Below are 21,887 nucleotides of genomic sequence, written 5' to 3'. Positions count from 1 at the left end.
GGTCAGCGCAGGAGGGTACGGGCGATGGGGTCGGCGTCCCGGGTGGTGCGGGAGGCCGCGGCACGGGAGACGCTCACGTGCTCCTGCAGCAGTGATCCGAGCATTTCGGCTTCGAACTCCTCGGGTTCGTTGTAGCGGGTCCGGCCCAGGACGAGCTGGACGATGCTGGGGTCGATGCCGGTGATCAGGCCGCCGAGGTTGCCGGTGTCGACCGGCGACTTGCCGCGGTGCCGCCTGAGCATGTGCGCGAACTCGTGGCCCACGATGACCTCGGCGTGCGCGCGGCTGATGCCGGTGTCGTAGAAGACGTAGTCCGTCGTTCCGGTGGCCAGCCACATGCCGCAGGGGGCCGAGGAGTCCAGGGAGTCCGGGTCGGACGGGTCCGGTGTGAAGGGCATGAGCCGGATCGACCGGCCGAAACGGTTCTCCATGAACGGCACCAGGTCCAGGACGCTGTCCACGGGCGGCAGGTCCAGCTCCGCGATGAACTCGCGGTTGCGGCGCTCCACTTCGTCACCCGCGCGGTCGCGCCGGCCGCGCCGCGCGCGGCCGCCTCGCCACATCGACACCTTGGGGCCCGTCACGGCGAGCCCCTCTCGGGGTCGTCGGGCAGCCCTTCCAGCTCCCGGACGGCGTCGATCGCCTCCAGGACCTTGCGCTGGCTCCGGTCGGACAGCCCCATCGCGCGGAGGGCGATCTCCCGCACGCCGGCCTCGCTGAGCTTCCGCAGGAGTTCGAACTGGTCCGCGACCTTGCGCGTGATCTCGTCCTCGACGAAGTAGCCGGCCTCCACACCGAAGAACCGCGCGAGGAGCGGCACGAGGGTGATGGTGGGGGTGCGCTCCCCCTTGCGCAGCATGCCGAGGTAGGCACCGGTGAAGCTGTCGTCACCGTAGGACGAGATCGTCCGCGCCACGTGCGCGTTGCTGAACTCCTTGGCGCCCGGCGCGCGTACGCGGTCGAAGAGGAAGTTCAGCCGGTCGGCGAACGGAGCCCCGGGAGCGGGTACGGGAACCACCGGTTCCTCGCCCGGCGTCCCGGCATCGACTCTGTCATCCACTGCGGCCACGTGCTGCTCCCTCTCGATCGCCTTAAACTATAGTTGACGATCGAGAGTGCGGAAGCCCCCGTTCCCAGCCGTGAGCGAACCGAGACGTCAGCGGGCCCCACCGGCCCGCTGCCGACAGGCGGCGCACGCCCGCGAGCCGCCCTCACCGGCTGCCTTCCCCAGGTGGGTCGCGACCGCCTGGAGCAGCGCGACGGCCACCAGCCTCGTCACGGGGTGCTCGACGGCCCGGCGCAGCGCCGCCGTACGCGAGGTCATCGGCTTCCCCCCGCGTGGACGGTGAAGGCCGCCGTGCGGACCGTGCCCTTGTGCCGGAAGTCCAGGAAGAGACGGTACGTGCCCTTGCTCGGCGCCGTCGCGGTGAAGGAGACCTCCGGTCCGGGCTTCGTCCGCCCGTCGCCCGGTTCGCCGTTGGGGTGGACGTGCAGGTACGCGAGGTCGCCGGCGCGCAGGGCGACGAGGTGGCCGTACGCGCCCAGGTAGGGCTGGAGGTCGCGGACCGGCTCGCCGTCCTTCGTCACCCGCAGCGACAGCTTGCCGGGCTCGCCCGGTACGAGGTGGCCGTCGAGCCGGACGTCGTAGCCGTCGACGGTCGCGGTGGTGGCGTGTTCCGGCAGTTCGGCCCGCTCGGCGGAGCCGGTCACGGCGAGGTCCGAGCCGAGGGTCAGCCCCTCCTTCTCGCCCTTCGGCGTGAAGTCGGCGAAGACGCGGTACCCGCCGGCCTCGGGCAGCTCGACCGGCGTGGACCAGGTGCCGTCGGCCGCGCGGGTCGGGTGGAGGTGCCGGTACACGGTCAGGTCGCGTGAGGCGACGATGAGGTGCAGCTCCTTGCCGTGCTCCCGCTGGTACGCGGTCACCGGCCGGCCCGTGCCGTCCCGGACGATCGCGAAGCGCAGCTCGGCCGGGGCCTCGGCCTTGATGTCCGGCTCCTTGAGGTCCAGCGTGTAGCCGCGCTCGGCGACCTGGAGCCCGCCCGGCGTCGCCGCGCCGTGATCGGTGGCCCCGCTCCCGGCGGCGCCCTCCCCGTGCTCGCCGTGCGCGTCCGCGCCGCGCTCCTTCTCCGGGCCCGCGGCGTGCTGCCCGTGCCGCGTACCGGTCTCGGCCACGACCGGGTCCACCGCGTTCCCGGCTCCGTATGCCGCACCGAACGTCGCGGCGAGCGCTGCGGCGAAGACGCCGACCTTCACTCCGGTGTGCATGGCGCACTCCCTCCTTCGGGGCCGCCCGGCAGGCGACCGACAAGCTCACCATACCCCGGGGGGGTATTACGTCAAGCGGGACGAGCCCTTGCCACGCATACCGGCAGGGGGTATACATGGAGCCACGCCGACAGATACCCCCCTAGGGTATCCGGCAGACCGTAACGGCCCTGCTACCGGAGGAACCCATGTCGTCCTGCTGCACCCCTGATGGCAGCTGCCACACCAACAGCACCGAAGCGCCGGAGGCCGGCACGGCCACCACCACCGCCGAGGGCCGGACCGTCGTCTACCGGGTCAACGGCATCGGCAGCGCGCACTGCCAGGGCGTCGTCGCCAAGGCCGTCGGCGGGCTGGACAGCGTCGTCGACGTCCAGGTGGAGATCGGGACCGGCCTGGTCACCGTCACCACCGGCGGCGAGCCCGACGACGCCCTCATCGCCTCGACGGTCGACGAGGCCGGCTACGACTTCACCGGCCGGGCCTGACCGCCGAGGGAGAACAGGGGGACGGGCGGGGCCATCCCAACCCCCGAGCCCCGCCCGTCCCCCGTCCGCACATCCGTGAGCTGCGAGGAGCAGACATGACCACCACCAGCCCCGGCGCCGCCGAGGTCGAGCTCGCCATCGGCGGCATGACCTGCGCCTCCTGCGCCGCCCGCATCGAGAAGAAGCTCAACCGCATGGACGGGGTCGAGGCCACCGTCAATTACGCCACCGAGAAGGCCAAGGTCACGCACCGGAGCGACATCTCCGTGGGCGACCTGATCGCCACCGTCGAGGCCACCGGTTACAGCGCGCAGGAGCCCGCTCCCCCGGCCGGCGCGGCGGGCGGGGGCGACGGTACGGACGAGGCCGGCCAGGAGGCGGACGACGAGCTGCGGCCGCTGCGCCAGCGCCTGATCACCGCCGTGGCGCTCGCCGTACCGGTCATCGCGATGGCGATGGTCCCGGCGCTGCAGATCGAGTACTGGCAGTGGCTCTCCCTCACCCTCGCCGCGCCCGTCGTCACCTACGCCGCGTGGCCCTTCCACCGTGCCGCCTGGACCAACGCCAAGCACGGCGCCGCCACGATGGACACCCTGATCTCGGTCGGCACCACGGCCGCGTTCCTGTGGTCGCTGTGGGCCCTGTTCTTCGGCACCGCCGGTACGCCCGGCATGACGCACCCCTTCGAGCTGACCATCGCCCGCAGCGACGGCGCCGGGAACATCTACCTGGAGGCCGCGGCCGGCGTCACCGCCTTCATCCTGGCCGGCCGCTACTTCGAGGCGCGCTCCAAGCGGAAGGCCGGCGCCGCCCTGAAGGCGCTGCTGGAGCTGGGTGCCAAGGACGTCACCGTGCTGCGCGACGGCGGGGAGCGGACCATCCCGGTCGGCGAGCTGCGCGTCGGCGACCGGTTCCTGGTCCGCCCCGGCGAGAAGATCGCCACGGACGGCACGGTCGTCGAGGGCGCCTCGGCGGTGGACGCCTCGATGCTCACCGGCGAGTCCGTACCCGTGGAGGTCACCGCAGGCGACGGCGTCACCGGAGCCACCCTCAACGTCGGCGGCCGGCTCGTCGTCGAGGCGACCCGCATCGGCGCCGACACCCAGCTCGCCCGGATGGCCAAGCTGGTGGAGGACGCACAGAACGGCAAGGCCGCGGCCCAGCGCCTCGCCGACCGGATCTCCGCCGTCTTCGTCCCCGTCGTCATCGCGCTCGCGCTGGGCACGCTCGGCTTCTGGCTGGGCAACGGTGCCGGGCTGACCGCCGCGTTCACCGCCGCCGTCGCCGTCCTCATCATCGCCTGCCCCTGCGCCCTGGGGCTGGCCACGCCCACCGCGCTGATGGTCGGCACCGGCCGCGGCGCCCAGCTCGGCATCCTCATCAAGGGGCCCGAGGTCCTGGAGACCACCCGCAAGGTCGACACCATCGTGCTGGACAAGACCGGCACGGTCACCACCGGGCGGATGACGCTGCTGGCCACGCACGCGGCGGACGGCACGGACGAGACCGAAGTGCTGCGGCTGGCGGGCGCGCTGGAGCACGCCTCCGAGCACCCCATCGCCCAGGCCGTCGCCGCGGGCGCCGCCGCCGGGACCGGCACGCTGCCCACCCCCGAGGACTTCACCAACGTCGCGGGCCTCGGCGTCCAGGGCGTGGTCGAGGGCCATGCCGTCCTCGTCGGCCGCGAGAAGCTGCTCGCCGAGTGGGCCATCACGCTGCCGCCGGAACTGGAGCGCGCGAAGGCCGAGGCCGAGTCGGCCGGGCGTACCGCCATCGCGGTGGCCTGGGACGGCGAGGCCCGCGCTGTCCTGGAGGTCGCGGACGCCGTCAAGGAGACGAGCCCCGAGGCCATCCGGCGGCTGCGCGCCCTCGGCCTGACCCCCGTCCTGCTCACCGGCGACAACCAGGCGGTCGCCCGGTCCGTCGCCGCCGAGGTCGGCATCGCGCCGGACCAGGTCATCGCCGAGGTGCTCCCGCAGGACAAGGTCGACGTGGTCAGGCGCCTCCAGCAGGAGGGCAAGTCCGTGGCCATGGTGGGCGACGGTGTGAACGACGCCGCCGCCCTGGCCCAGGCCGACCTGGGACTGGCGATGGGCACCGGCACCGACGCCGCGATCGAGGCCGGCGACCTCACCCTCGTACGCGGCGACCTGCGCGCGGCGGCCGACGCCATCCGGCTCTCCCGCAAGACGCTCGGCACCATCAAGTCCAACCTCTTCTGGGCCTTCGCCTACAACGTGGCCGCCCTGCCGCTCGCCGCCTCCGGCCTGCTCAACCCGATGATCGCGGGCGCGGCCATGGCGTTCTCGTCGGTCTTCGTCGTCGGCAACAGCCTGCGGCTGCGGGGATTCCAAGCGGCGGACCACTGACACGGAGGCCACGATGCCCGGGTACCAGGAACAGCGGGACGGCGTCATCAGGCGCCTGCGGCTCATCGAGGGCCAAGTGCGAGGCGTACAGCGGATGGTCGAGCAGGACACCTACTGCATCGACGTCCTCACCCAGATCTCCGCGACCAACGCAGCGCTGCGGTCCGTCGCCCTGGTCATGCTCGACGAGCACCTCAACTGCTGCGTCACCGAGGCCATCGTGGAGGGCGGCGAACAGGCGAAGGCCAGAGTCGGCGAGGCGTCCGCGGCCATCGCCCGCCTCGTGCGGACCTGACGGACACCCTCCCTACCCACCGCGGGTATGGAGGGTGTCTTCCGTGTCCCAAGTGCCCACAGCGCCATACGATGTGGCACATCCGAGCAGTCCCGAGCAGTCCTGATATCGGTCCATAGCGGTGAAGCCCTGGGAGGGGATGCGGTCGTGCGACGGCTGGGCGATCTGGAAGCTGAGATCATGGACCGCCTCTGGCGATGGCAACGGCCCACGACGGTCCGCGCGATCGTCGACGACATCAACCGCTCCCGGACCGTGGCGTACACGACGGTGATGACGGTGGCGGACATACTGCACCGCAAAGGCTGGCTCCGGCGGCAGAAGGTCGGCCGGGCCTGGGCGTACGAGCCGGTGCGCGGCCGCGAGGACTACACCGCGGGGCTCATGCAGGACGCGCTCGGGCGCAGCGAGGACCGGCAGGCAGCCCTGATGCGCTTCGTCGAGCACATGTCGCAGGAGGACTGCGCCGCCCTGGACGCGGCCCTGCGCGCCGTCGGCCGCGAGGCCGCGGGCGAGCCCTTCGGCGTCAGCGGTGACCGGTCATGAACCATCACATCCTTCCCCCGCTGCTCGTCGCCCTGCTCAGCGGGGTGCTCTTCCCCCGGGTGGTGGCCCGCGCCCGCTGGACGCGCGAGGCGCCGCGGACGGCGGTCGCCGGCTGGCTGCTGCTGTCCGCGGCCTTCGTGCTCGCCGTGGCGACCGGCGTCCTGCAGCTGTTACTGCCGTACGCCAGCAGTCACGCGCTCGCCGACCGGGTGGCCGCCTGCCTCCCGTGGACCCCGGAGGGCTGCCGGCTGCCCGGTGCCGCATCCCTGGCGGGGCTGTCGGCCGAGGAGTACGCGGCGGTGGGCGCGGCGGCCGTCGCGCTCCTGCTGCCGGCGGCGGCGCTCTGCCACCACCTGGTGCGCGCCCGGCGCAGCCGGGCCCAGCACTCCTCGGTGCTGCGGCTGGTGGGACGCACGGACCCCGCGCTGCGGGCGGTCGTCATCGATCACGACACCCCCGCGGTCTACTGCCTCCCCGGCCGCACGGCCCGGATCGTGGTGAGTTCGGGCGCCCGGAAAACTCTCACGCCGCCACAATTGGCCGCGGCTTTGGAGCACGAACGGGCACACATCGCGGGCCGCCACCATCTCCTGATCTCGGCCGCCGAGACATTCGGCGGGATATTCCGACGGCTGCCGCTGGGCCGAATGGTACGTACCGAAGTCCCGCTGCTGCTGGAAATGGCGGCGGACGACCGCGCTTTGCGGCGTTGTTCGCGCGACGCACTGGCCACCGCGCTGTACGCGATGGCGACCGGACAGCAGACGCCGCCGATGGCGTTCGCGGCCGGCGGGCCGTCCGCCGCGCTGCGCATGCGGCGCATCCTCACGCCGCACCGCCACGGCCACCCCGCGCTGCGCGGGATCCTGGCGGGCGCGCTCGCGGCGGCCGCCGTCACCCCCCTCGTCCTGGCCTGCTGTTCCCAGCCCGGCTGAGCCTCTTCTACGTAATTACTTCGTAGCTTCGTAATTGCGGCTTCACGGCCCGGAGCGGTAATTCACCGCTATTGTTGGGCGGGTTGGGGCGGCAGTTGGCGCCCCCGGGAGGGACAGACGATATGCGCCCGGTGGAGGTGCGGCCGGCCGTTCCGGCCGATGCGACCGCGATATCACAGCTGCTGGGCCAGGTGATTCGCGACAGCTATTCAGGGATTCTCAACAAATCGGCCGTACAGCGACTGGTCGGCACGCATTGCTCGCTCAGCCGCCTCCGCGCCGAAATCGGAATTCCCGGCGGGGCGCCCGGGTGGCTGGGCTGGCTGGTGGCCACCGACGTCGGCGGCCGGATCATCGGCGCCGCGGCGGGCGGCGTGCCGATGCCGGGCGAGGGCGAGCTGTACGCACTGGGCGCCGCCACGGACAGCCGGCACCGGAAGGTCGGCGCGACACTGCTCTCCGAGGTCACCGACCGGATGCGCGAGCACGGCGCGGTACGACAGGGCTTCTCGCTGCCCTGCGACCAGGACCCCGCGCTCCCCTTCTTCACCCGGCACGGGTTCGAGCGGTCCGGGAACCGGCTCGTCCGCTTCGTCTGACAGTGCATCACTCCCCTGGCGGATCCACGCCATAGCGTGGACGCGCAGCGGTTTCGGCTGGTCCGGCGGTGTGGGGCCGGGACACGATTTCCTCGGCGGCGAGGTCCCGGCGGCACGGGGCCCCGCCCGGAAGGCAGGGACCGAGACCGAGCCCCCTGGAGGAGCGATGCACACCCCGTCGAGCGTGCCGGCGCCCGTTGCGCCCGGTCCGGCCCTGCCCCGGCGCCACCTCCCCGTCCTCCCCGCGTACCTGCCCGGACTGGAGTCCACGGCACCGCACGAGGAGGAGAGCGTGTGGCTCCATGACGCGCTTCTCGGGCCGTTCAGCGCGGACATCGTCGAGTACCTGCGGCTGGCCAGGAAGACCGCGGGCCCGGTACTCGACCTCGGCTCCGGAGCCGGACGGCTGGCGGTTCCTTTCGCCCGGCACGGGTTCCCCGTGGAGGCCGTGGACCGCGACCGGCACAGCCTGCGGCGGCTGCGCGCCTGGGCGGCACGGATCGGCCCGCACGTCGAGCGGCTGGTCACCACGACCCCGGCCGACCTGCGCCGGCTCCGCCTGCACCGTACGTATCAACTCGCCCTGCTGGCGGGCGCGATGCTCACCGCGGTGCCACCGCGGGACCGCTCCGGGCTGCTGCGCGAGATCGCCGCGCATCTCGGTACCGGAGGGGCCCTGGCCCTCGACTACACCGAGCACGAACCGGCCGGACTCGCCGCCGACCCCCGGCGTACGTGGACGTTCCCGGTCCCCCGGGTCGACGGCGTCACGGAGTGGGTGGTGGCGCGGCAGGTGTTCGATCTCAACACACGGATCGAACACATCACTTACTATTGCGAGCGCGCTGAAAAGTCACGTATCCGCAGGTCCGTCCTGACCACGGACAAGTGGATCGTCGACCGGGGACGTTTGACCGAGGAGCTGACCGCCGCGGGACTGCGCATCACCGACCGCCGGCAGCAGCAGCTCGACGAGCGGACCCGGAGCGTGCTCCTCGTCTGCCGTCCCAAAGGTGACTAGGGTCACACCGGCTGTCGGGGGCTGAGAACGGTCGTTGCGGCTGTGACAAAGTGTGACGAGCGTGACCGACATCAGGACATGGGGGGCCTTGAGCGTGGTCAAAGCCGGTGGCAAGGTGCGGACGCAATCCACTGACCTGGCACTCGCCCTCTACCAGGAGCTGCGGTCGCGCGGCGCGTCCAGCTTCGACGCCGTGGTGTCGGACATGGCACTCGGCCCGGAGGAGCGGGAGCGATGTCGCAGCGAACTGCTCGACCTCGGTTTGATCGTCCACACGGGAACGACGCACGACAATCAGATCTCCCTGGCCTCGGGCAAGCAGGCCGAGGCCGACACCGACGCGGTCGCGGTCATCGACCCCGAAATCGCCCTGCTGCGCCTGCTGGAGAAGGAGCGGCTGCGGCTGCGTGACCACCTCCACCAGGCCGACGAGGCGTACAGCACCCTGGAGACCCTGGCCGGCAGCTTCCTGCGGGCCGGCGCCATCGCCGGATCCGAGGTCGAGGTGGAGGTCCTCACCGACTACCGGCGCATTCAGCAGGTCCTGGAGGACATCACCGACGTCATCCAGCACGACCTCGCCTCGATGCACCCCAGCGCGCTGCAACGGGAGGTACCGGAGCGGGCGCTGAGCCGCGACCGCCGTCAGATCGAGAACGGCGTCCGCGTGCGCACGGTCTTCAACCAGCGGTTCGCCTCCGTGCCGGACATGGCGGAGCACTTCCGGCAGAAGGTGGAGCTGGGCGTCGAGCTGCGCCTCTCCCCCGTCGTGCCGATGAACATGGTCATCGCCGACCACCAGTTCGCGGTGCTGCCGGTCGACCCCGAGGACAGCGCGGCCGGTGCCATCCTCGCGCGCGGCCCCGCCCTGGTCCGCTCGTATCTCGCGCTCTACGAGCACTGCTGGCACACCGCCGTGCCCTACGGCGAGCAGTTGGCGGCCGAGCGCGGCGGCGACGGGCTCTCCGAGCAGCAGCGCGCCGCGCTGCGCATGCTCGCCTCCGGCATGAAGGACGAGAAGATCGCCCGCAGCCTGGGCGTTTCCCTGCGTACGGTGAGCCGCCTGCTGTCGGAGCTGATGCAGGAGCTGGGCGCGTCCAGCCGCTTCGAGGCCGGGGTGCGCGCCACCCGCCTCGGCTGGCTCGACTGAGCCGTACGGCTCCGACGCAGCCGCTCCCCCTTTCCGGCCCGCCGCGCCGGTCCGCCCTGCCCGTACGCCCCGGTCCCTTCTGGCGACGCAAGAGGTACGATGCGGGCAAACTTTTGGTCTCACCAGATGGCGGCGCGATGACACGAGAGACGGCGACGGCGAGCGGACGGGACGCGGCGATCCAGCGGCTCCGCGATGTCGGCCTGCGCGTGACGGGCCCGCGGCTCGAAGTCCTGCAACTGCTGTCGGCAGGCGGCCACTTGGACGTGGAAGGCCTGACGGCCACCGCCCGCGAACGGCTGGGCACACTCACCAGCCAGGCGGTCTACGACATGCTGCGGCACTTCCTGGACACCGGACTCGTCACGAAGTTCGAGCGGCCCGGATTTCCCGCCGTATTCGAAATCGCGGGAGAGCCGCATCATCACGCGCTCTGTACGGGCTGCGGCCGCGTGGAGAATGCCGAATACGAGGATCCGGTTCCACCGGAAAAGGCGTTTCGGGACTGGCGGATGAACGACGCCGAGATCATTTTCAAGGGTCTCTGCCCCGACTGCCGAAAGGCATGAAAGGGCTCCGGCCCGCTCGGTGGAGAGCGGACCGGAGCCCAGGTGTCACCGCGGCCCGTTACGCCGCCGGCGCCACCGGCCAGGTGTTGTCCGTGCCGTCGCCGGAGCCGGCGGCGACCGGCTGGACCGGCCAGGTGTTGTCCTCGACACCCAGCGAGGCGGCCGACACCATCGTCGTTCCGGGCTGCACGGGCCAGGTGTTGTCCTGGTCACCGGCCATGACGCGGGCGGCAGCGCCCGCCAGTGCCGGGACGCCCGCCGGCGCGGCCACCGCACCGCACAGCACGGCCGCCACGGCGAACTGCCGGACCACGGTGCGCAGCCGGACCGCGGGGACGGTGTGAACTCGGGTGGCGACAGACATGATTCCTCCAGGACGCGAAATTGAATGGTCGGCGCTTCCCTCACCCGTGCCGCCGGGTGCCGGGGAAGACACTTAGATAATCTCCCGCCGGCACCCCGGGAACCAGAGTCCTCAGGCGTCGCATCCGCGCCATGGCAAAAGTGCGTCAGACTTTCTCGCGGTTATTGTCGGCGGCTACCGGAATTCCGTACCGAGGAGTCGTAATTGGGTTGCACCATACTTTTGGTGCGACAAAGAGGGCTGCTAGGCTGGAACCGCGGCGCTCCCTTTCCTCCAGGGCGGGGGCGCCCATTGGGGCAGGGGCGTGCCGCCGCCTCTGCCCCGTTTCCGTTCCCGGCGAGCCCAAGGCGCGCCCGTACACCGCGAGCATCGCGTCCGCCGCCGCCCGCCAGCTCATGCCCTCCGCGTGCCGCACCGCCGCATGTCCCAGCGACGCCACCGCGCCGGGATGCTGGGCCAGCCACGCCAACCGCCGCGCGTAGTGCGCGGGTTCATGGCCCCGCACCAGGATTCCCGTCACCCCGTCCCGTACGGCCGTCCGCAGTCCGCCGACCGCGGCGGCCAGTACCGGCGTCCCGCACGCCTGCGCCTCCAGCGCCACCAGGCCGAACGACTCGCTGCGCGACGGCATCACCACGACGTCGGCCGCGCGGTACCAGTCCGCCAACCGGTGCTGCGGCACAGCGGGTTCGAAGCGGACGCGGTCGCTGATCCCGAGTTCCCGGCAGAGCGCGGCGAGCCGGCCGGGGCGGGCGGCGCCCGTACCGCTGAGGCCACCGACGACCGGCACGAGCAATCGTCCTCGCACGTGCGGTACCAAACACAGCAGTTCGGCGGCGGCGCGCAGCAAAACGTCCGGCGCCTTCAGCGGCTGGACACGTCCGGCGAAGAGCGGGACGAAGGCGTCGGTGGGGAGTCCGAGCCGGCGCCGGGCCGCCCGCCTGCCGTCGTACGGGTGGAAGGTGCGCAGGTCGACGCCCGGCCGGACCACGTCCGTACGCGCGGGCGGCGCACCGTACAGATCCCGCAGGGCCCGTGCCTCGTCCGCGGTGTTCGCCACCAGCCGGTCGGCGTCGGCCACCACACGCTGCTCGCCGGCGATCCGGTGGCCGGGCTCGGGGGTGTCGCCGTCGGCGAGCGAGGCGTTCTTCACCCGCGCGAGGGTGTGCATGGTGTGCACGAGGGGGACCTGCCAGTGCGCGGCGGCGGCCCGGCCCACCTGCCCGGCGAGCCAGTAGTGCGAGTGGACGAGGTCGTACGGCCGGGTGCCGCCGGCCCGCGCGTCGCGCAGCAGGGCCAGCGAGAACTCCGCCAGCCGGCCCGGCATCTCCTCCTTGGAGAGCGGGCGGCGGGGTCCTGCCTGCAGATGCCGTACCCGTACGCCGGGGGCGAGGGCCGTCCACGGTGGGTGGCCCTCGCCCCGGCAGCGGGTGAAGAGGTCGACCTCGGCGCCCTGCTGGGCGAGGGCGCGGGACAGTTCGACCAGGTAGACGTTCATGCCGCCGGCGTCCCCGGTACCGGGCCGGTGCAGCGGCGAGGTGTGGACGCTGAGCATGGCGATGCGCAAGGACACGGGATCTCCTCGGGTGAGGCCGCGTGCCCTGCCGCCGCGGGCCGGCGTCCGGCCACGCGGCGGTGGGAACTGCAACGTGCGGTGTGCGGGTGGTGCGCGTCCGTCAGAAGCCGAAGACCGGGCCCGACGGCGGGGCCAGGCGCGTACCGGCCGGCGGGGCGGCGAGCGCTTCCCCGGTCACCGGGCCGCCGGGGGCGATCCCCAGCGCCGCCGCGAGCCGGTCGGCGCCCTCCGGCATGACCGGGCGCGCCCACGCGGTCAGCGCCGCCGCGACACCGAGCTGCGCGACGAGCGGCGCCAGGTGGCGCCCGTCCCCGCGCGGCCGGCGCCGTTCGTGGTCGTTGACGTGCCCGAAGTCGGCGGTGGACCGGACGATTTCGTCGAGCATGGCCACTGCCCGGCGCGGGTCGAAGGAGTCGAGGCTGTACGCCTCGCGCAGCTCGTCCACTCCCCTGTTCAGCCGCCGCGCCTGGACGTCCCAGCCGGTACCGCCCGGCAGCACCTCCGGTACCACCCCGGCGCTGTCCTCCCGGACCGCGGTGAAGAGCCGGGTCAGCCAGCCGTTCCAGGTGCCGTCGAGCACCTGCCGCGCCCGGGCGAGCCGGTCGCGGTCGAAGGCGGTGTCCCGGCCGACCGGGCGCGCTTCGAGGACGTGGCGGCGCAGTGTGTCGGAGCCGAACTCGGTGAGCAGGTCCAGCGCCCAGGTCTCGTCGGTGCCGGCGTCGTGGAGCCGGTAGCCCTCGTTGACCAGGAAGTCCTGGGGCAGTTTCACGCCCTGGGCCAGTAACAGCGCGGGCAGCAGCACCGCGTGGCAGAAGGCGTGCCCGAATCCGCAGAAGTGCACCGTGCGCTCCGGCCACGGCTCGTTCCGCGTCGCGTGGCCGAAGAGCTGGAGGGCCGCCGATTCGAAGCAGGCGTCGATGCGGTGGTCGGCGAACTCCTCGACGGGGACCTCGATGCCCCAGTCGCCGGGGTACCCGACGGCCACATCGGGCAGCCCGTCCTCGATGAGGCCCTCGCACAGGGCGGCGAGCCTCGGCGGCAGGGCGAGGGTGGCCCAGTAGTCGGCGAGGGTGTCCCGGAAGGGCTCCAGCGGCAGGTAGAGCCGCCGGCAGCGGCGGAGCCGCGCCGACGTGCCGCACCGGTCGCACGACGGGTCGAGGAGGTCACCGCAGTCGTTGGGCCGGGCGCACGCGCGGCAGACGCCGCCGGCCCCGGTCACGCCGCAGTGCGGGCAGCCGCCGCTGAGGCGCGCCCCGTACAGCCAGCGGTCGCACGGCTCGCAGTACGGCAGCAGCCTGGCGCGCGGCGCGATGACGCCCTCGGCGTGCAGCCGCACGAACAGGTCCTGGACCCAGCGGAGGTAGCCGCGGTCGTGGCGCGGCTGGACGACGTGGTCGAACGTGATGCCGGAGCGCCGCCAGTCGGCGGTGATCGCGGCGTGGTAGCCCTCGGCTACCTCCGCCGGCTTGCGGCCGGTGCGCAGCGCGCGCTCCTGCACCGACACGGCGTGGTCGGCGGTGCCGGTGGTGAACCGGACGGGCCGGCCGTCGGCGCGCAGGAAACGGGCGAGGACGTCGGCGGCGACGTAGGGGCCCGCCAGGTGTCCGATGTGGAGTTCGCCGTGGGGGGCGGGTGGGGTCGCCGTGATCCAGAGAGGCGTAGACACGGGTGGACCTCCTTGACGCGTGAACGCGGAGAGTGGTGCGAGACGTGGGTACGGGGCCGTGGTGACGGCTCAGCGGGGTTCGAAGTGGAACGACCGGATGAAGCAGTCCCGCGGCTGCTCGACGGCGTAGACGATGCATTCGAAGAGCGCCTGCGTGGTGAGCTTCTCGTCCTGGTGCGACGCGTCCGCTCCCATTCCGGCCCATTCAGCCGACCGCGGGTCCGAGGTCGAGAAGTCGGGCGGATAGAGGGAGAAGACCCGCACGCCGGAGGGGCCGAGCCGGCGGGAAAGAATGTCGGCGAATCCGGCCTGCGCGCTTTTCGCCGCGTAAAAGGCCTCGTGCGCGCGTGCGTTCATGCCGCCGGGGCCGTACGCGGCGCTCACCGCGACCATATTGACGATGTCGGGCCGATGGGAGGCGCGCAGCAGGGGCAGGAAGTGTTTCACCATGAGCACGCTGCCGCCTGCCGTGGACTCGATGGTCTCGACGATCCGGTCGTCGCTCGCGGCTTCGAAGTCCATGCCGTCGAGCCAGCGGGCACCATTGTTGACCAGCAGGTCCACGTGTCCGGTGCGCTCGCCCACCCGGCGGGCGAAGTCACGGATCTCGGCGGGTCTGCTCAAATCGCAGCCGAAGGCGTGAATGCGTTCCCGCGCCGCGCCGACCACTTCGGTGCGAGTGCGTTCGGCGGCCTCGACGGTCCGGGCCGAGACGTACACCTCGGCGCCCAGGTGGGCGAATCCGATGGCGAGTGCCCGGCCGAAATGGCGGGATGCGCCGGTGACCACGACGCGGAGATTCTCGAATGTCATTTTCGTCGGTTCTCCCGGCAGGGGACACGAAAGGACTCCGGCCTCCCCCACGAATGGAGCGGATTCGGGAGCCCGTGGTCACCAGCCTGACAGAGGACGCCGCACGAAATGGCCCCGTACGGCTGCGCATTCACGCCGTGACGTGGATACGCCACGGCAGCCGCAGCCCGCGCTCGACGAGGTGCGCGCGCTTGCCGTGCACCGCCACCTCGTCCAGCCGCGAGCCGGACACGGCCGCCGACGTGGCCGCGGTCCCGCCCGGTGTGGTGAGGCGCAGGGCGAGCCGCCCGGACGACCGCGGCGCACCGGGCCGCGCCAGCAGTGCGGGCAGCGTCCCGGGCACCGCAGCCGCCGCGGTGACGCACAGCGCACCGGTCAGCGCGATGCTCGGATGCCAGCCGGGTACCGTCACGGCGCGGACGGCCGGCCCGCCGGTGCCGTCCGCGGCGAGCACGGCGACCTTCGGCACCGCGCCGTCCGGCCGGTGCCCCAGCACGGCAGCCGCGGCCGCCCGTACCCGGTGCAGACGCGCGAGCACCGCGTCGCCGGCGCCGTACAGCTCCCGCACGGTCGACAGCCCCAGGTCCGCCGCGCTGACGAACACGTACGGATTGCCGAACCGGACCAGCGACACCCGCAGCCCGCAGAGCCGGTCCAGCGGCCGGCCGGTGGGCAGCAGTGCGTCCAGGGACGCGGGACGCACGAGGCGGACGGTGTACGCGCCGCCGGGCTCCGGATCGCACACCACCGTGTCTCCCGTGGTGACGGCCCGCACCCGGACCGGCCCGGTCCGGCCCGTCGCCGCCACGCACGCCAGGAGGGAGTGCCCGCAGCCGGTGCGGAAGTCGAAGCCGTCGCCGGGCAGGCATTGCACGAAGCGGTAGTCCAGGTCGTACGCCGGGTCGGCGGACGTGCCGTACAGCGCCAGCTTGCGGATGTGCCCGCGCCCGGTCCGCTCCAGCCAGCCGCGTACGGCGGCCAGGTCGGCCCGGGACGCGAGGGTGCCGGGCGGCAGCCGGTCGCGGTCGAGGACGAGGGTCGGCCCCGGCGCGCCCTCGGCCCGGACGACGTCCGCGGTCACGCGGCGCATCCGGCGGGGACACGCATCCCCTGGACGACCTCCGTCCACAGTTCATGGACGGCGATGGCCCAGAGGGCGAGCGCGTCGCTGTCGGACGGCGTGGCGAGCTGACGGGCCAGCAGGGCCTGCACCCGGTCCGGACGCAGCCGCCCGGACCTGCGGAGCCGCGCCGGGGAGAGCAGTTCGCCGACGGTGTCCAGCAGCGGGCTGCCGGCGGTGAGCATGGCGGCCACCGGCAGGGTGAACGGCTGCTTGGGTCGGCGCAGCACCGCCGCCGGGAGCAGCCCCCGGCCCGCTTCGTAGAGCGCGCGCTTGCCGTCGCGGGCCGATGCGGGCAGGCTCCGCGCATAGTCGGCCACCGACGGCTGGCAGAACGGCATGCGGGCCTCGACGGCCCAGGCCATGCTCAGGTGGTCGACCCGGCGCAGGTGGTAGGCCGGGAGGCGGCGCCGCGTCTCGAAGCGGGTGAGGGTGGTGATCCGGTCCGCCCCGTCCTCCGCCGCGTGCGCGCGCAGCTCGGCGGTGACGCGGTCCGCCGCCGAGCCCCGCTCCGCGAGGTACGCGCGGTAGGCCGGGGTGTAGAGCCGGTCGCGCAGCAGCCGGGGCGCGGCGCCCAGCGCGTCTACGTACGGGGGGATCCAGCCGCTGCCCGCCGGTGCCGCCAGCGCGGCCCGCACCCGGTCGTAGCCGCCGAACAGCTCGTCGGCCCCGTCACCGGTCAGTGCCACGGTGAAGCCCGCCTCCCGGACGGCGCGGAACAGCGCGTAGGTGCTCAGCGCGATGGGGTCGGCGTTGGGCTGGCCGAGATGGCGGACCGTACGGGTGAGCAGCGAACCGAATTCGGCGGGGTCGACGGCGATGTGGTGGTGTGCGGTACGGGCCCGGCGGGCGACGGCGCGGGCGTATTCGTCCTCGGCGGCGGGCCAGCGCCCCCGGTAGCTCAGGTGGAAGGTGTGCAGCGGTCCGCCGCCGGCCTCCCGCACCTCCTCGGCTGCGAGCGCCGTCACCAGCCCGGAGTCCAGGCCCCCGCTGGTGATGGCGCACAACGGGCTGCCGGTCCGCGCCAGCCTGCGGACCTCGTGCCGCAGCACGTCCCGGGCGTCGCCGGCCGGGGCGGCCGTACGCGGTGTCCGCTGCCGCACGCGCAACGGCTCGCCCCGGCGCAGCACGGCCGTCGCCCCGGGCGGCAGCACGCGGATCCCCTCCAGCGCGGTCTGCGTGCCCAGCGCCGTACGCGTCGCCAGCACCGTGTCCAGCGCGTCCTCGCGGAGCACCGCCGGCACCCCGTCGAAGGCGAGCAGCCCCGCGATCTCCGACGCGAAGCGCACGCCACCGCCCTCGGCACCGCCTCCGGCGAGGTGGTAGTGGAGCGGCTTCATCCCCATGTCGTCCACGGCGAGCACGAGTTGGGGCCGCGCCCGCAGATCGAGGACGGCCACCGCGAACATCCCGTCGAGGTGCTCGGCGAACGCGGTCCCGTACTCGGCGTAGAGCGCGGGCAGCAGGCTGCCGTCGCAGGAGTCGGGGAAGCGGTGGCCGCGGGCGGTGAGCCGGCGGCGCAGCTCGGCGTGGTTGTAGAGCTCACCGTTGAACACGGCGAGGACGCCGGGTACGGCGGCCAGACGGTACGGCTGCGCTCCACCGACGGGATCGGTGACCGCCAGCCGGTCGCACCCCAGCGACCAGCCCGGCCCGCGGAGCACGCCGCGCTGGTCGGGTCCGCCGTGCCGTTGCCGGGCCGAGACCGCCGCCAGTTCGGCGCCGGTGGCCCCGACGGCGAAGGAGCCAAAGATCCTGCACATGCCGGTCGCCTCCGGATGTTCTCGCGGACCCGCAGTGGGCCCGGCTCGATCGACTTACCGAGCTGTACCAATGATTTGACGCTACCAATTATTTGTCTGGCGCGTAAGTGCCATGTCGCGAACGCGCCATCGGCCGCGCCTTGTCCGCCGCTCACCCGGTCAGCAGGCTGGCCTCATGGGCGAATTGACCATCGACTCCCCCGACCGCGCCGCCCCCGAGAGCCTGCTGGTCGTGGCCGCGCACCCGGACGACATCGAGTTCTGCGTGAGCGGCACCGTGATGCAGTGGATCTCCCACGGCACCCGCGTGACCTACTGCATCGTCACGGACGGCGGCGCGGGCGGCTACGACGAACAGCTCCCGCGCCAGGCCATGGCGCATCTGCGCCGCGCCGAACAGGTCCACTCGGCGAAGCTGAGCGGCGTGCACGACATCCGCTTCCTCGGCTACCCGGACGGCTTCGTCGAGCCGAGCGTGGCGCTCCGCCGCGACCTGTGCCGCGTCATCCGCGACGTACGGCCTCAGCGCGCCATCATCCCCAGCCCCGAGATCAACTGGCAGCGGGTCGCGGACCTCCACCCCGACCACCGGGCCGTCGGCGACGCCGCACTGCGGGCCGTCTACCCGGAGGCCCGCAACCCCTTCGCGCACCAGGAACTCCTCAAGGAAGAGGGCCTGGAGCCGTGGGCCGTCACCGAACTGTGGCTGATGACCGGCCCCTCCCCCAACCAGTACGTCGACGTCACCCCGGTCTTCGACCGCAAGGTCGACGCCCTGCGCCTCCACACCTCCCAGACCGCGCACTTCGACGACCTGGCCGGCCTGCTGCGCGACTGGCTCTCCGCACACGCCAGAGCGGGCGGCCTGCCACCGGGCCGCCTCGCCGAGGCCTTCCAGATCGTCGACACGACCTGACAGCGCGTCAGTGCATGTGCCTTGAGGGGAGCGGTCAGCGGTAGATGAGCAACTCGTCCTCCGTCGCGCCGGTCAGGTCGTACCGGGTGCCGACCAACGGCCGGCCGGCGTAGATACGGACCAGGGTCGCCCTGTCCCCGTGGAATTCCGCGGCCGGCCGACCGTCGGTCTCGTTCCCGAGCACCAGCGGGGTGGCCGCACCGTTCAGGTAGGCATGCAAACGGGGCGTCTCCCGGCGCCCGCTCGCGCGCACCAGGAGCGGCAGCGCGTACGCAGCGGCGTCACCTCCGTACGCACCCGGCGTACCGAACGCCTCCCGTACGTCGCCCGCATGCACCCACTCCCCGAGCGCCACGGCGTCCAGCGTGCCGTCCTCGTACGCCGCGATCGCCGGGCCGGCCGCCACGAAGCCGTGCTCCAGCTCGTCGAGGACGCGCGACAGCGGCCAGTCGACGCGCTCGGCGACGTCCGCCGCATTCGCCTCGGGCAGGAAGACCCCCTCTTCGAGGCGGCCCTCCACGATCCGGACGAGCGCCGCGCCGCAGTGCGCGAGAACGTCCCGCACGGTCCAGCCGGGGCAGGCGGTGCGCAGATCGAACCGGTCCTCAGGCGTCGCGCGCAGCAGCGGCATCAACGCCTCCTGTTCGGCGCGGAGCAGCCGCCCCGGCAGCTCCGGATCACGCTCGGAACCGGACATGCTTCTCCTCTCCGTAGCGGTAGTGATCACTAGTGATCACGCCTTCCGGCCGTGGCTCAGTAGCGGTAGTGGTCGGGCTTGTACGGGCCCTCGACCTCCACGCCGATGTACGCGGCCTGCTCCGGACGGAGCGTGGTGAGCTTGACGCCCAGCGAGTCCAGGTGGAGACGGGCGACCTTCTCGTCCAGGTGCTTGGGCAGCACGTACACGTCGGTCGGGTACTCGCTCGGCTTGGTGAACAGCTCGATCTGCGCCAGCGTCTGGTCCGCGAAGGAGTTGGACATCACGAACGACGGGTGACCGGTGGCATTGCCCAGGTTCAGCAGGCGGCCCTCGGAGAGGACGATGAGGACCTTGCCGTCGGGGAAGGTCCAGGTGTGCACCTGCGGCTTGACCTCGTCCTTGACGATGCCCTCGATCTGCGCCAGACCGGCCATGTCGATCTCGTTGTCGAAGTGACCGATGTTCCCGACGATCGCCTGGTGCTTCATCTTGGCCATGTCCGAGGCCATGATGATGTCCTTGTTGCCCGTCGTGGTGACGAAGATGTCCGCCGTCTCCACGACCTCGTCCAACGTGGTCACCTGGTAGCCGTCCATCGCCGCCTGCAGCGCGCAGATCGGGTCCACCTCGGTGACGATCACGCGGGCGCCCTGGCCGCGCAGCGACTCCGCGCAGCCCTTGCCCACATCGCCGTAACCGCAGATGACGGCGGTCTTGCCGCCGATCAGGACGTCGGTGGCGCGGTTGATGCCATCCACCAGCGAGTGACGGCAGCCGTACTTGTTGTCGAACTTCGACTTCGTCACGGCGTCGTTCACATTGATCGCCGGGAAGAGCAGGGTGCCGTCCCGGTGCATCTCGTACAGACGGTGCACACCAGTGGTGGTCTCCTCCGTCACGCCGCGGATCTCCGAGGCGATGGCCGACCAGTCGCATGTACTGCGGCCCAACAGGGCCAGTACGACGGCGAGTTCTTCGTTGTCGGCCGTCGAGGGGTCAGGGACCGACCCGGCCTTCTGGTACTCGACGCCCCTGTGGACCAGGAGGGTGGCGTCACCGCCGTCGTCCAGGATCATGTTCGGGCCGCCGGTGGGCGAGTCCGGCCAGGTCAGGGCCTGCTCGGTGCACCACCAGTACTCCTCCAGCGTCTCGCCCTTCCACGCGAAGACCGGGATGCCGGCTGCGGCTATCGCGGCTGCCGCGTGGTCCTGGGTGGAGAAGATGTTGCAGGAGGCCCAGCGCACCTCGGCGCCCAGCGCGACCAGGGTCTCGATGAGGACGGCGGTCTGCACGGTCATGTGCAAGGACCCCGTGATCCGGGCGCCGGCCAGCGGCTGCGCCCCGGCGTACTCCTTGCGGATCGCCATCAGGCCGGGCATCTCGTGCTCGGCGAGGGTGATCTCCTTGCGGCCGAAGGCTGCCAGGGAAAGGTCGGCGACCTTGAAGTCATCTGTGGGACGGGAAGGCATCGATACTCCTGATCGTCTGTACGTTCCGATGGATTTCGAACGCCGCGGCGCTGCGGTTGAGCGTGATGTAGTGGAGCCCCGGCGCACCTTCGGCGAGCAGTCGCTCGGCCATGGCGGTGGCGTGGTCCACGCCGATGCGGTACGAAGCGGCCGGGACATCCCGGGCGGCCTCCAGGCGATGCGCCAGGTCTTCGGGGAAGGCGGCGCCGCTGAGTTCCGCGAACCGGCGGATCTGGCGTACGTCGGTGGCCGGCATGATCTCCGGGATGATCGGGGTGTCACAGCCAGTGGCGGCCACCCGGTCCCGCAGCCGCAGATAGTCCTCGACGTGGAAGAACATCTGGGTGATGGCGTAGTCGGCGCCCGCCCGGCACTTGGCGACGAAGTGGCGGATGTCGCTGTCCCCGTCGCGGGAGCGCGGATGCCCCTCGGGGAAGGCGGCGACGCCGATGGTGAAGTCCCCCAGCGAACGGACCAGTTCGACGAGCTCGTACGCGTACGTCAGGCCCTGCGGGTGCGGTCGCCACGTCCCCCCGGGGTCGCCCGGCGGATCGCCACGCAGCGCGAGGACATCGCGAATGCCCGCGTCGGCGTAGCTGCCGATGATGGCGCGCAGCTCGGCGACCGAGTGCCCGACGGCGGTCAGGTGGGCCACCGGGCGCAGGGTCGTCTCGTCGGCGATGCGCCGGGTCACATCGACCGTACGGCCGCGGGAGGAACCCCCGGCGCCGTACGTCACGGACACGAAGTCCGGCCCCAGGGCCTCCACTCGCCGGATCGTCTCCCACAGCACCCGCTCGCCGGCCGGCGTCTTCGGCGGAAAGAACTCGAAGGAGAACGTCGGGGCGGACGTCATGCCCGCCTCCCGGCGTTGAAGTAACCCGCTTCCGGGTGGTGCACGACGATGGCGTCCGTGGACTGCTCCGGGTGGAGCTGGAACTCCTCGGAGAGCACGACCCCTATGCGCTCGGGACGCAACAGGTCCGCGATCTTCGCGCGGTCCCCCAGATCCGGGCAGGCCGGATACCCGAGGGAGTAGCGGCAGCCCTGGTACTCGGCACGGAACATGTCCGCCATGTCGCCGGGGTCGTCGCGCTGGATTCCCAGTTCGCCGCGGACGCGCGCGTGCCAGTACTCGGCGAGGGCCTCGGCGAGCTGGACGGAGAGACCGTGCAGCTCCAGGTAGTCGCGGTAGGAGTCGGCCGCGAACAGCTTGGCCGTCTCCTCGCCGATCTTCGAGCCGACGGTGACGACCTGGAGGCC

Annotated in this window: 24 protein-coding genes; 10 read left to right on the top strand and 14 right to left on the bottom strand. The window is 72.2% G+C overall.

From position 1 onward, the window contains the following. Positions 1–2 precede the first annotated feature (2 nt). The 4 genes from ABZ840_RS18745 to ABZ840_RS18730 form a co-directional block, all read right to left on the bottom strand. Complete coding sequence (locus ABZ840_RS18745; protein WP_361560987.1) at positions 3–584, bottom strand: hypothetical protein; 582 nt, start codon at positions 582–584, stop codon at positions 3–5. After that, positions 581–1,069, bottom strand: a complete 489-nt coding sequence (locus tag ABZ840_RS18740) for a hypothetical protein (protein WP_361560985.1) — start codon at positions 1,067–1,069, stop codon at positions 581–583. The genes ABZ840_RS18745 and ABZ840_RS18740 overlap by 4 nt, the downstream gene beginning before the upstream one ends. A gap of 87 nt (positions 1,070–1,156) precedes the next feature. Beyond that, positions 1,157–1,324, bottom strand: coding sequence for a hypothetical protein (locus ABZ840_RS18735; protein ID WP_361560983.1), 168 nt, complete (start codon positions 1,322–1,324; stop codon positions 1,157–1,159). Then, positions 1,321–2,265 carry a hypothetical protein gene (locus tag ABZ840_RS18730; RefSeq protein ID WP_361560981.1) on the bottom strand — a complete coding sequence of 315 codons (945 nt, stop codon included), beginning with the start codon at positions 2,263–2,265 and terminating at the stop codon, positions 1,321–1,323. The genes ABZ840_RS18735 and ABZ840_RS18730 overlap by 4 nt, the downstream gene beginning before the upstream one ends. 188 nt (positions 2,266–2,453) lie before the next feature. Between ABZ840_RS18730 and ABZ840_RS18725 the strand changes: the two genes are divergently transcribed. From ABZ840_RS18725 to ABZ840_RS18685, 9 genes are all read left to right on the top strand, one after another. Beyond that, a complete protein-coding gene (locus tag ABZ840_RS18725; RefSeq protein WP_361560979.1) occupies positions 2,454–2,753 on the top strand; it encodes a heavy-metal-associated domain-containing protein in 300 nt (99 codons plus the stop codon). Between the two features lie 95 nt (positions 2,754–2,848). Continuing rightward, positions 2,849–5,122, top strand: a complete 2,274-nt coding sequence (locus ABZ840_RS18720) for a heavy metal translocating P-type ATPase (RefSeq protein ID WP_361560977.1) — start codon at positions 2,849–2,851, stop codon at positions 5,120–5,122. A 13-nt stretch (positions 5,123–5,135) separates the two neighbouring features. Continuing rightward, positions 5,136–5,417, top strand: a complete 282-nt coding sequence (locus ABZ840_RS18715; RefSeq protein WP_361560975.1) for a metal-sensitive transcriptional regulator — start codon at positions 5,136–5,138, stop codon at positions 5,415–5,417. 147 nt (positions 5,418–5,564) lie between these two features. After that, positions 5,565–5,963 carry a BlaI/MecI/CopY family transcriptional regulator gene (locus tag ABZ840_RS18710; protein WP_361560973.1) on the top strand — a complete coding sequence of 133 codons (399 nt, stop codon included), beginning with the start codon at positions 5,565–5,567 and terminating at the stop codon, positions 5,961–5,963. Next, positions 5,960–6,898 carry a M56 family metallopeptidase gene (locus ABZ840_RS18705; protein WP_361560971.1) on the top strand — a complete coding sequence of 313 codons (939 nt, stop codon included), beginning with the start codon at positions 5,960–5,962 and terminating at the stop codon, positions 6,896–6,898. The genes ABZ840_RS18710 and ABZ840_RS18705 overlap by 4 nt, the downstream gene beginning before the upstream one ends. 122 nt (positions 6,899–7,020) lie before the next feature. Further along, entirely contained in the window at positions 7,021–7,497 is a 477-nt protein-coding gene (locus ABZ840_RS18700) for a GNAT family N-acetyltransferase (RefSeq protein WP_361560969.1), read from the top strand. Positions 7,498–7,663: 166 nt separating this feature from the next. Beyond that, positions 7,664–8,518, top strand: a complete 855-nt coding sequence (locus tag ABZ840_RS18695; protein WP_361560967.1) for a class I SAM-dependent methyltransferase — start codon at positions 7,664–7,666, stop codon at positions 8,516–8,518. A gap of 94 nt (positions 8,519–8,612) precedes the next feature. Beyond that, positions 8,613–9,668 (top strand): helix-turn-helix transcriptional regulator, encoded by a 1,056-nt coding sequence (locus ABZ840_RS18690; RefSeq protein ID WP_361561426.1) that lies wholly within the window; start codon positions 8,613–8,615, stop codon positions 9,666–9,668. A gap of 137 nt (positions 9,669–9,805) precedes the next feature. After that, positions 9,806–10,237 carry a Fur family transcriptional regulator gene (locus ABZ840_RS18685; RefSeq protein ID WP_361560965.1) on the top strand — a complete coding sequence of 144 codons (432 nt, stop codon included), beginning with the start codon at positions 9,806–9,808 and terminating at the stop codon, positions 10,235–10,237. 58 nt (positions 10,238–10,295) lie between these two features. Here the strand turns inward: ABZ840_RS18685 and ABZ840_RS18680 are convergent, their stop codons facing one another. The 6 genes from ABZ840_RS18680 to asnB form a co-directional block, all read right to left on the bottom strand. Next, positions 10,296–10,601, bottom strand: coding sequence for a hypothetical protein (locus ABZ840_RS18680; RefSeq protein WP_361560963.1), 306 nt, complete (start codon positions 10,599–10,601; stop codon positions 10,296–10,298). Between the two features lie 145 nt (positions 10,602–10,746). Then, the gene (mshA, locus tag ABZ840_RS18675) at positions 10,747–12,156 is read right to left on the bottom strand and encodes a D-inositol-3-phosphate glycosyltransferase (RefSeq protein WP_361561425.1); all 1,410 of its coding nucleotides are present in this window, start codon (positions 12,154–12,156) and stop codon (positions 10,747–10,749) included. Between the two features lie 121 nt (positions 12,157–12,277). Further along, the gene (locus ABZ840_RS18670) at positions 12,278–13,843 is read right to left on the bottom strand and encodes a class I tRNA ligase family protein (protein ID WP_361560961.1); all 1,566 of its coding nucleotides are present in this window, start codon (positions 13,841–13,843) and stop codon (positions 12,278–12,280) included. Between the two features lie 69 nt (positions 13,844–13,912). After that, positions 13,913–14,656, bottom strand: coding sequence for an SDR family oxidoreductase (locus ABZ840_RS18665; protein ID WP_361560959.1), 744 nt, complete (start codon positions 14,654–14,656; stop codon positions 13,913–13,915). Positions 14,657–14,786: 130 nt separating this feature from the next. Continuing rightward, the gene (locus tag ABZ840_RS18660; protein WP_361560957.1) at positions 14,787–15,737 is read right to left on the bottom strand and encodes a PrpF domain-containing protein; all 951 of its coding nucleotides are present in this window, start codon (positions 15,735–15,737) and stop codon (positions 14,787–14,789) included. After that, a complete protein-coding gene (gene asnB / locus ABZ840_RS18655; RefSeq protein WP_361560955.1) occupies positions 15,734–17,539 on the bottom strand; it encodes an asparagine synthase (glutamine-hydrolyzing) in 1,806 nt (601 codons plus the stop codon). Before asnB ends, ABZ840_RS18660 begins: the two co-directional genes overlap by 4 nt. Positions 17,540–17,714: 175 nt before the next feature. Between asnB and ABZ840_RS18650 the strand changes: the two genes are divergently transcribed. After that, on the top strand, positions 17,715–18,455 hold the full coding sequence (locus ABZ840_RS18650) for a PIG-L deacetylase family protein (protein ID WP_361560953.1): 741 nt from the start codon (positions 17,715–17,717) through the stop codon (positions 18,453–18,455). 34 nt (positions 18,456–18,489) lie between these two features. On the opposite strand, the gene ABZ840_RS18645 is transcribed toward ABZ840_RS18650, so the two are convergent. From ABZ840_RS18645 to ABZ840_RS18630, 4 genes are all read right to left on the bottom strand, one after another. Then, positions 18,490–19,152, bottom strand: a complete 663-nt coding sequence (locus tag ABZ840_RS18645; protein ID WP_361560951.1) for a maleylpyruvate isomerase family mycothiol-dependent enzyme — start codon at positions 19,150–19,152, stop codon at positions 18,490–18,492. A gap of 56 nt (positions 19,153–19,208) precedes the next feature. Continuing rightward, positions 19,209–20,624 (bottom strand): adenosylhomocysteinase, encoded by a 1,416-nt coding sequence (gene ahcY / locus ABZ840_RS18640; protein ID WP_361560949.1) that lies wholly within the window; start codon positions 20,622–20,624, stop codon positions 19,209–19,211. Further along, positions 20,602–21,480, bottom strand: a complete 879-nt coding sequence (gene metF, locus ABZ840_RS18635; RefSeq protein WP_361560947.1) for a methylenetetrahydrofolate reductase [NAD(P)H] — start codon at positions 21,478–21,480, stop codon at positions 20,602–20,604. Before metF ends, ahcY begins: the two co-directional genes overlap by 23 nt. Continuing rightward, a partial coding sequence (locus ABZ840_RS18630) for a vitamin B12 dependent-methionine synthase activation domain-containing protein (RefSeq protein WP_361560945.1) occupies positions 21,477–21,887 on the bottom strand: 411 nt, incomplete at its 5' end. The genes metF and ABZ840_RS18630, both read right to left, overlap by 4 nt.

Source organism: Streptomyces sp. NPDC047117 (assembly GCF_040643545.1).
GTDB lineage: Bacteria > Actinomycetota > Actinomycetes > Streptomycetales > Streptomycetaceae > Streptomyces.
Note: the sequence above shows the minus strand (reverse complement) of the source record. Positions and strands in the feature narration are given on the sequence as shown.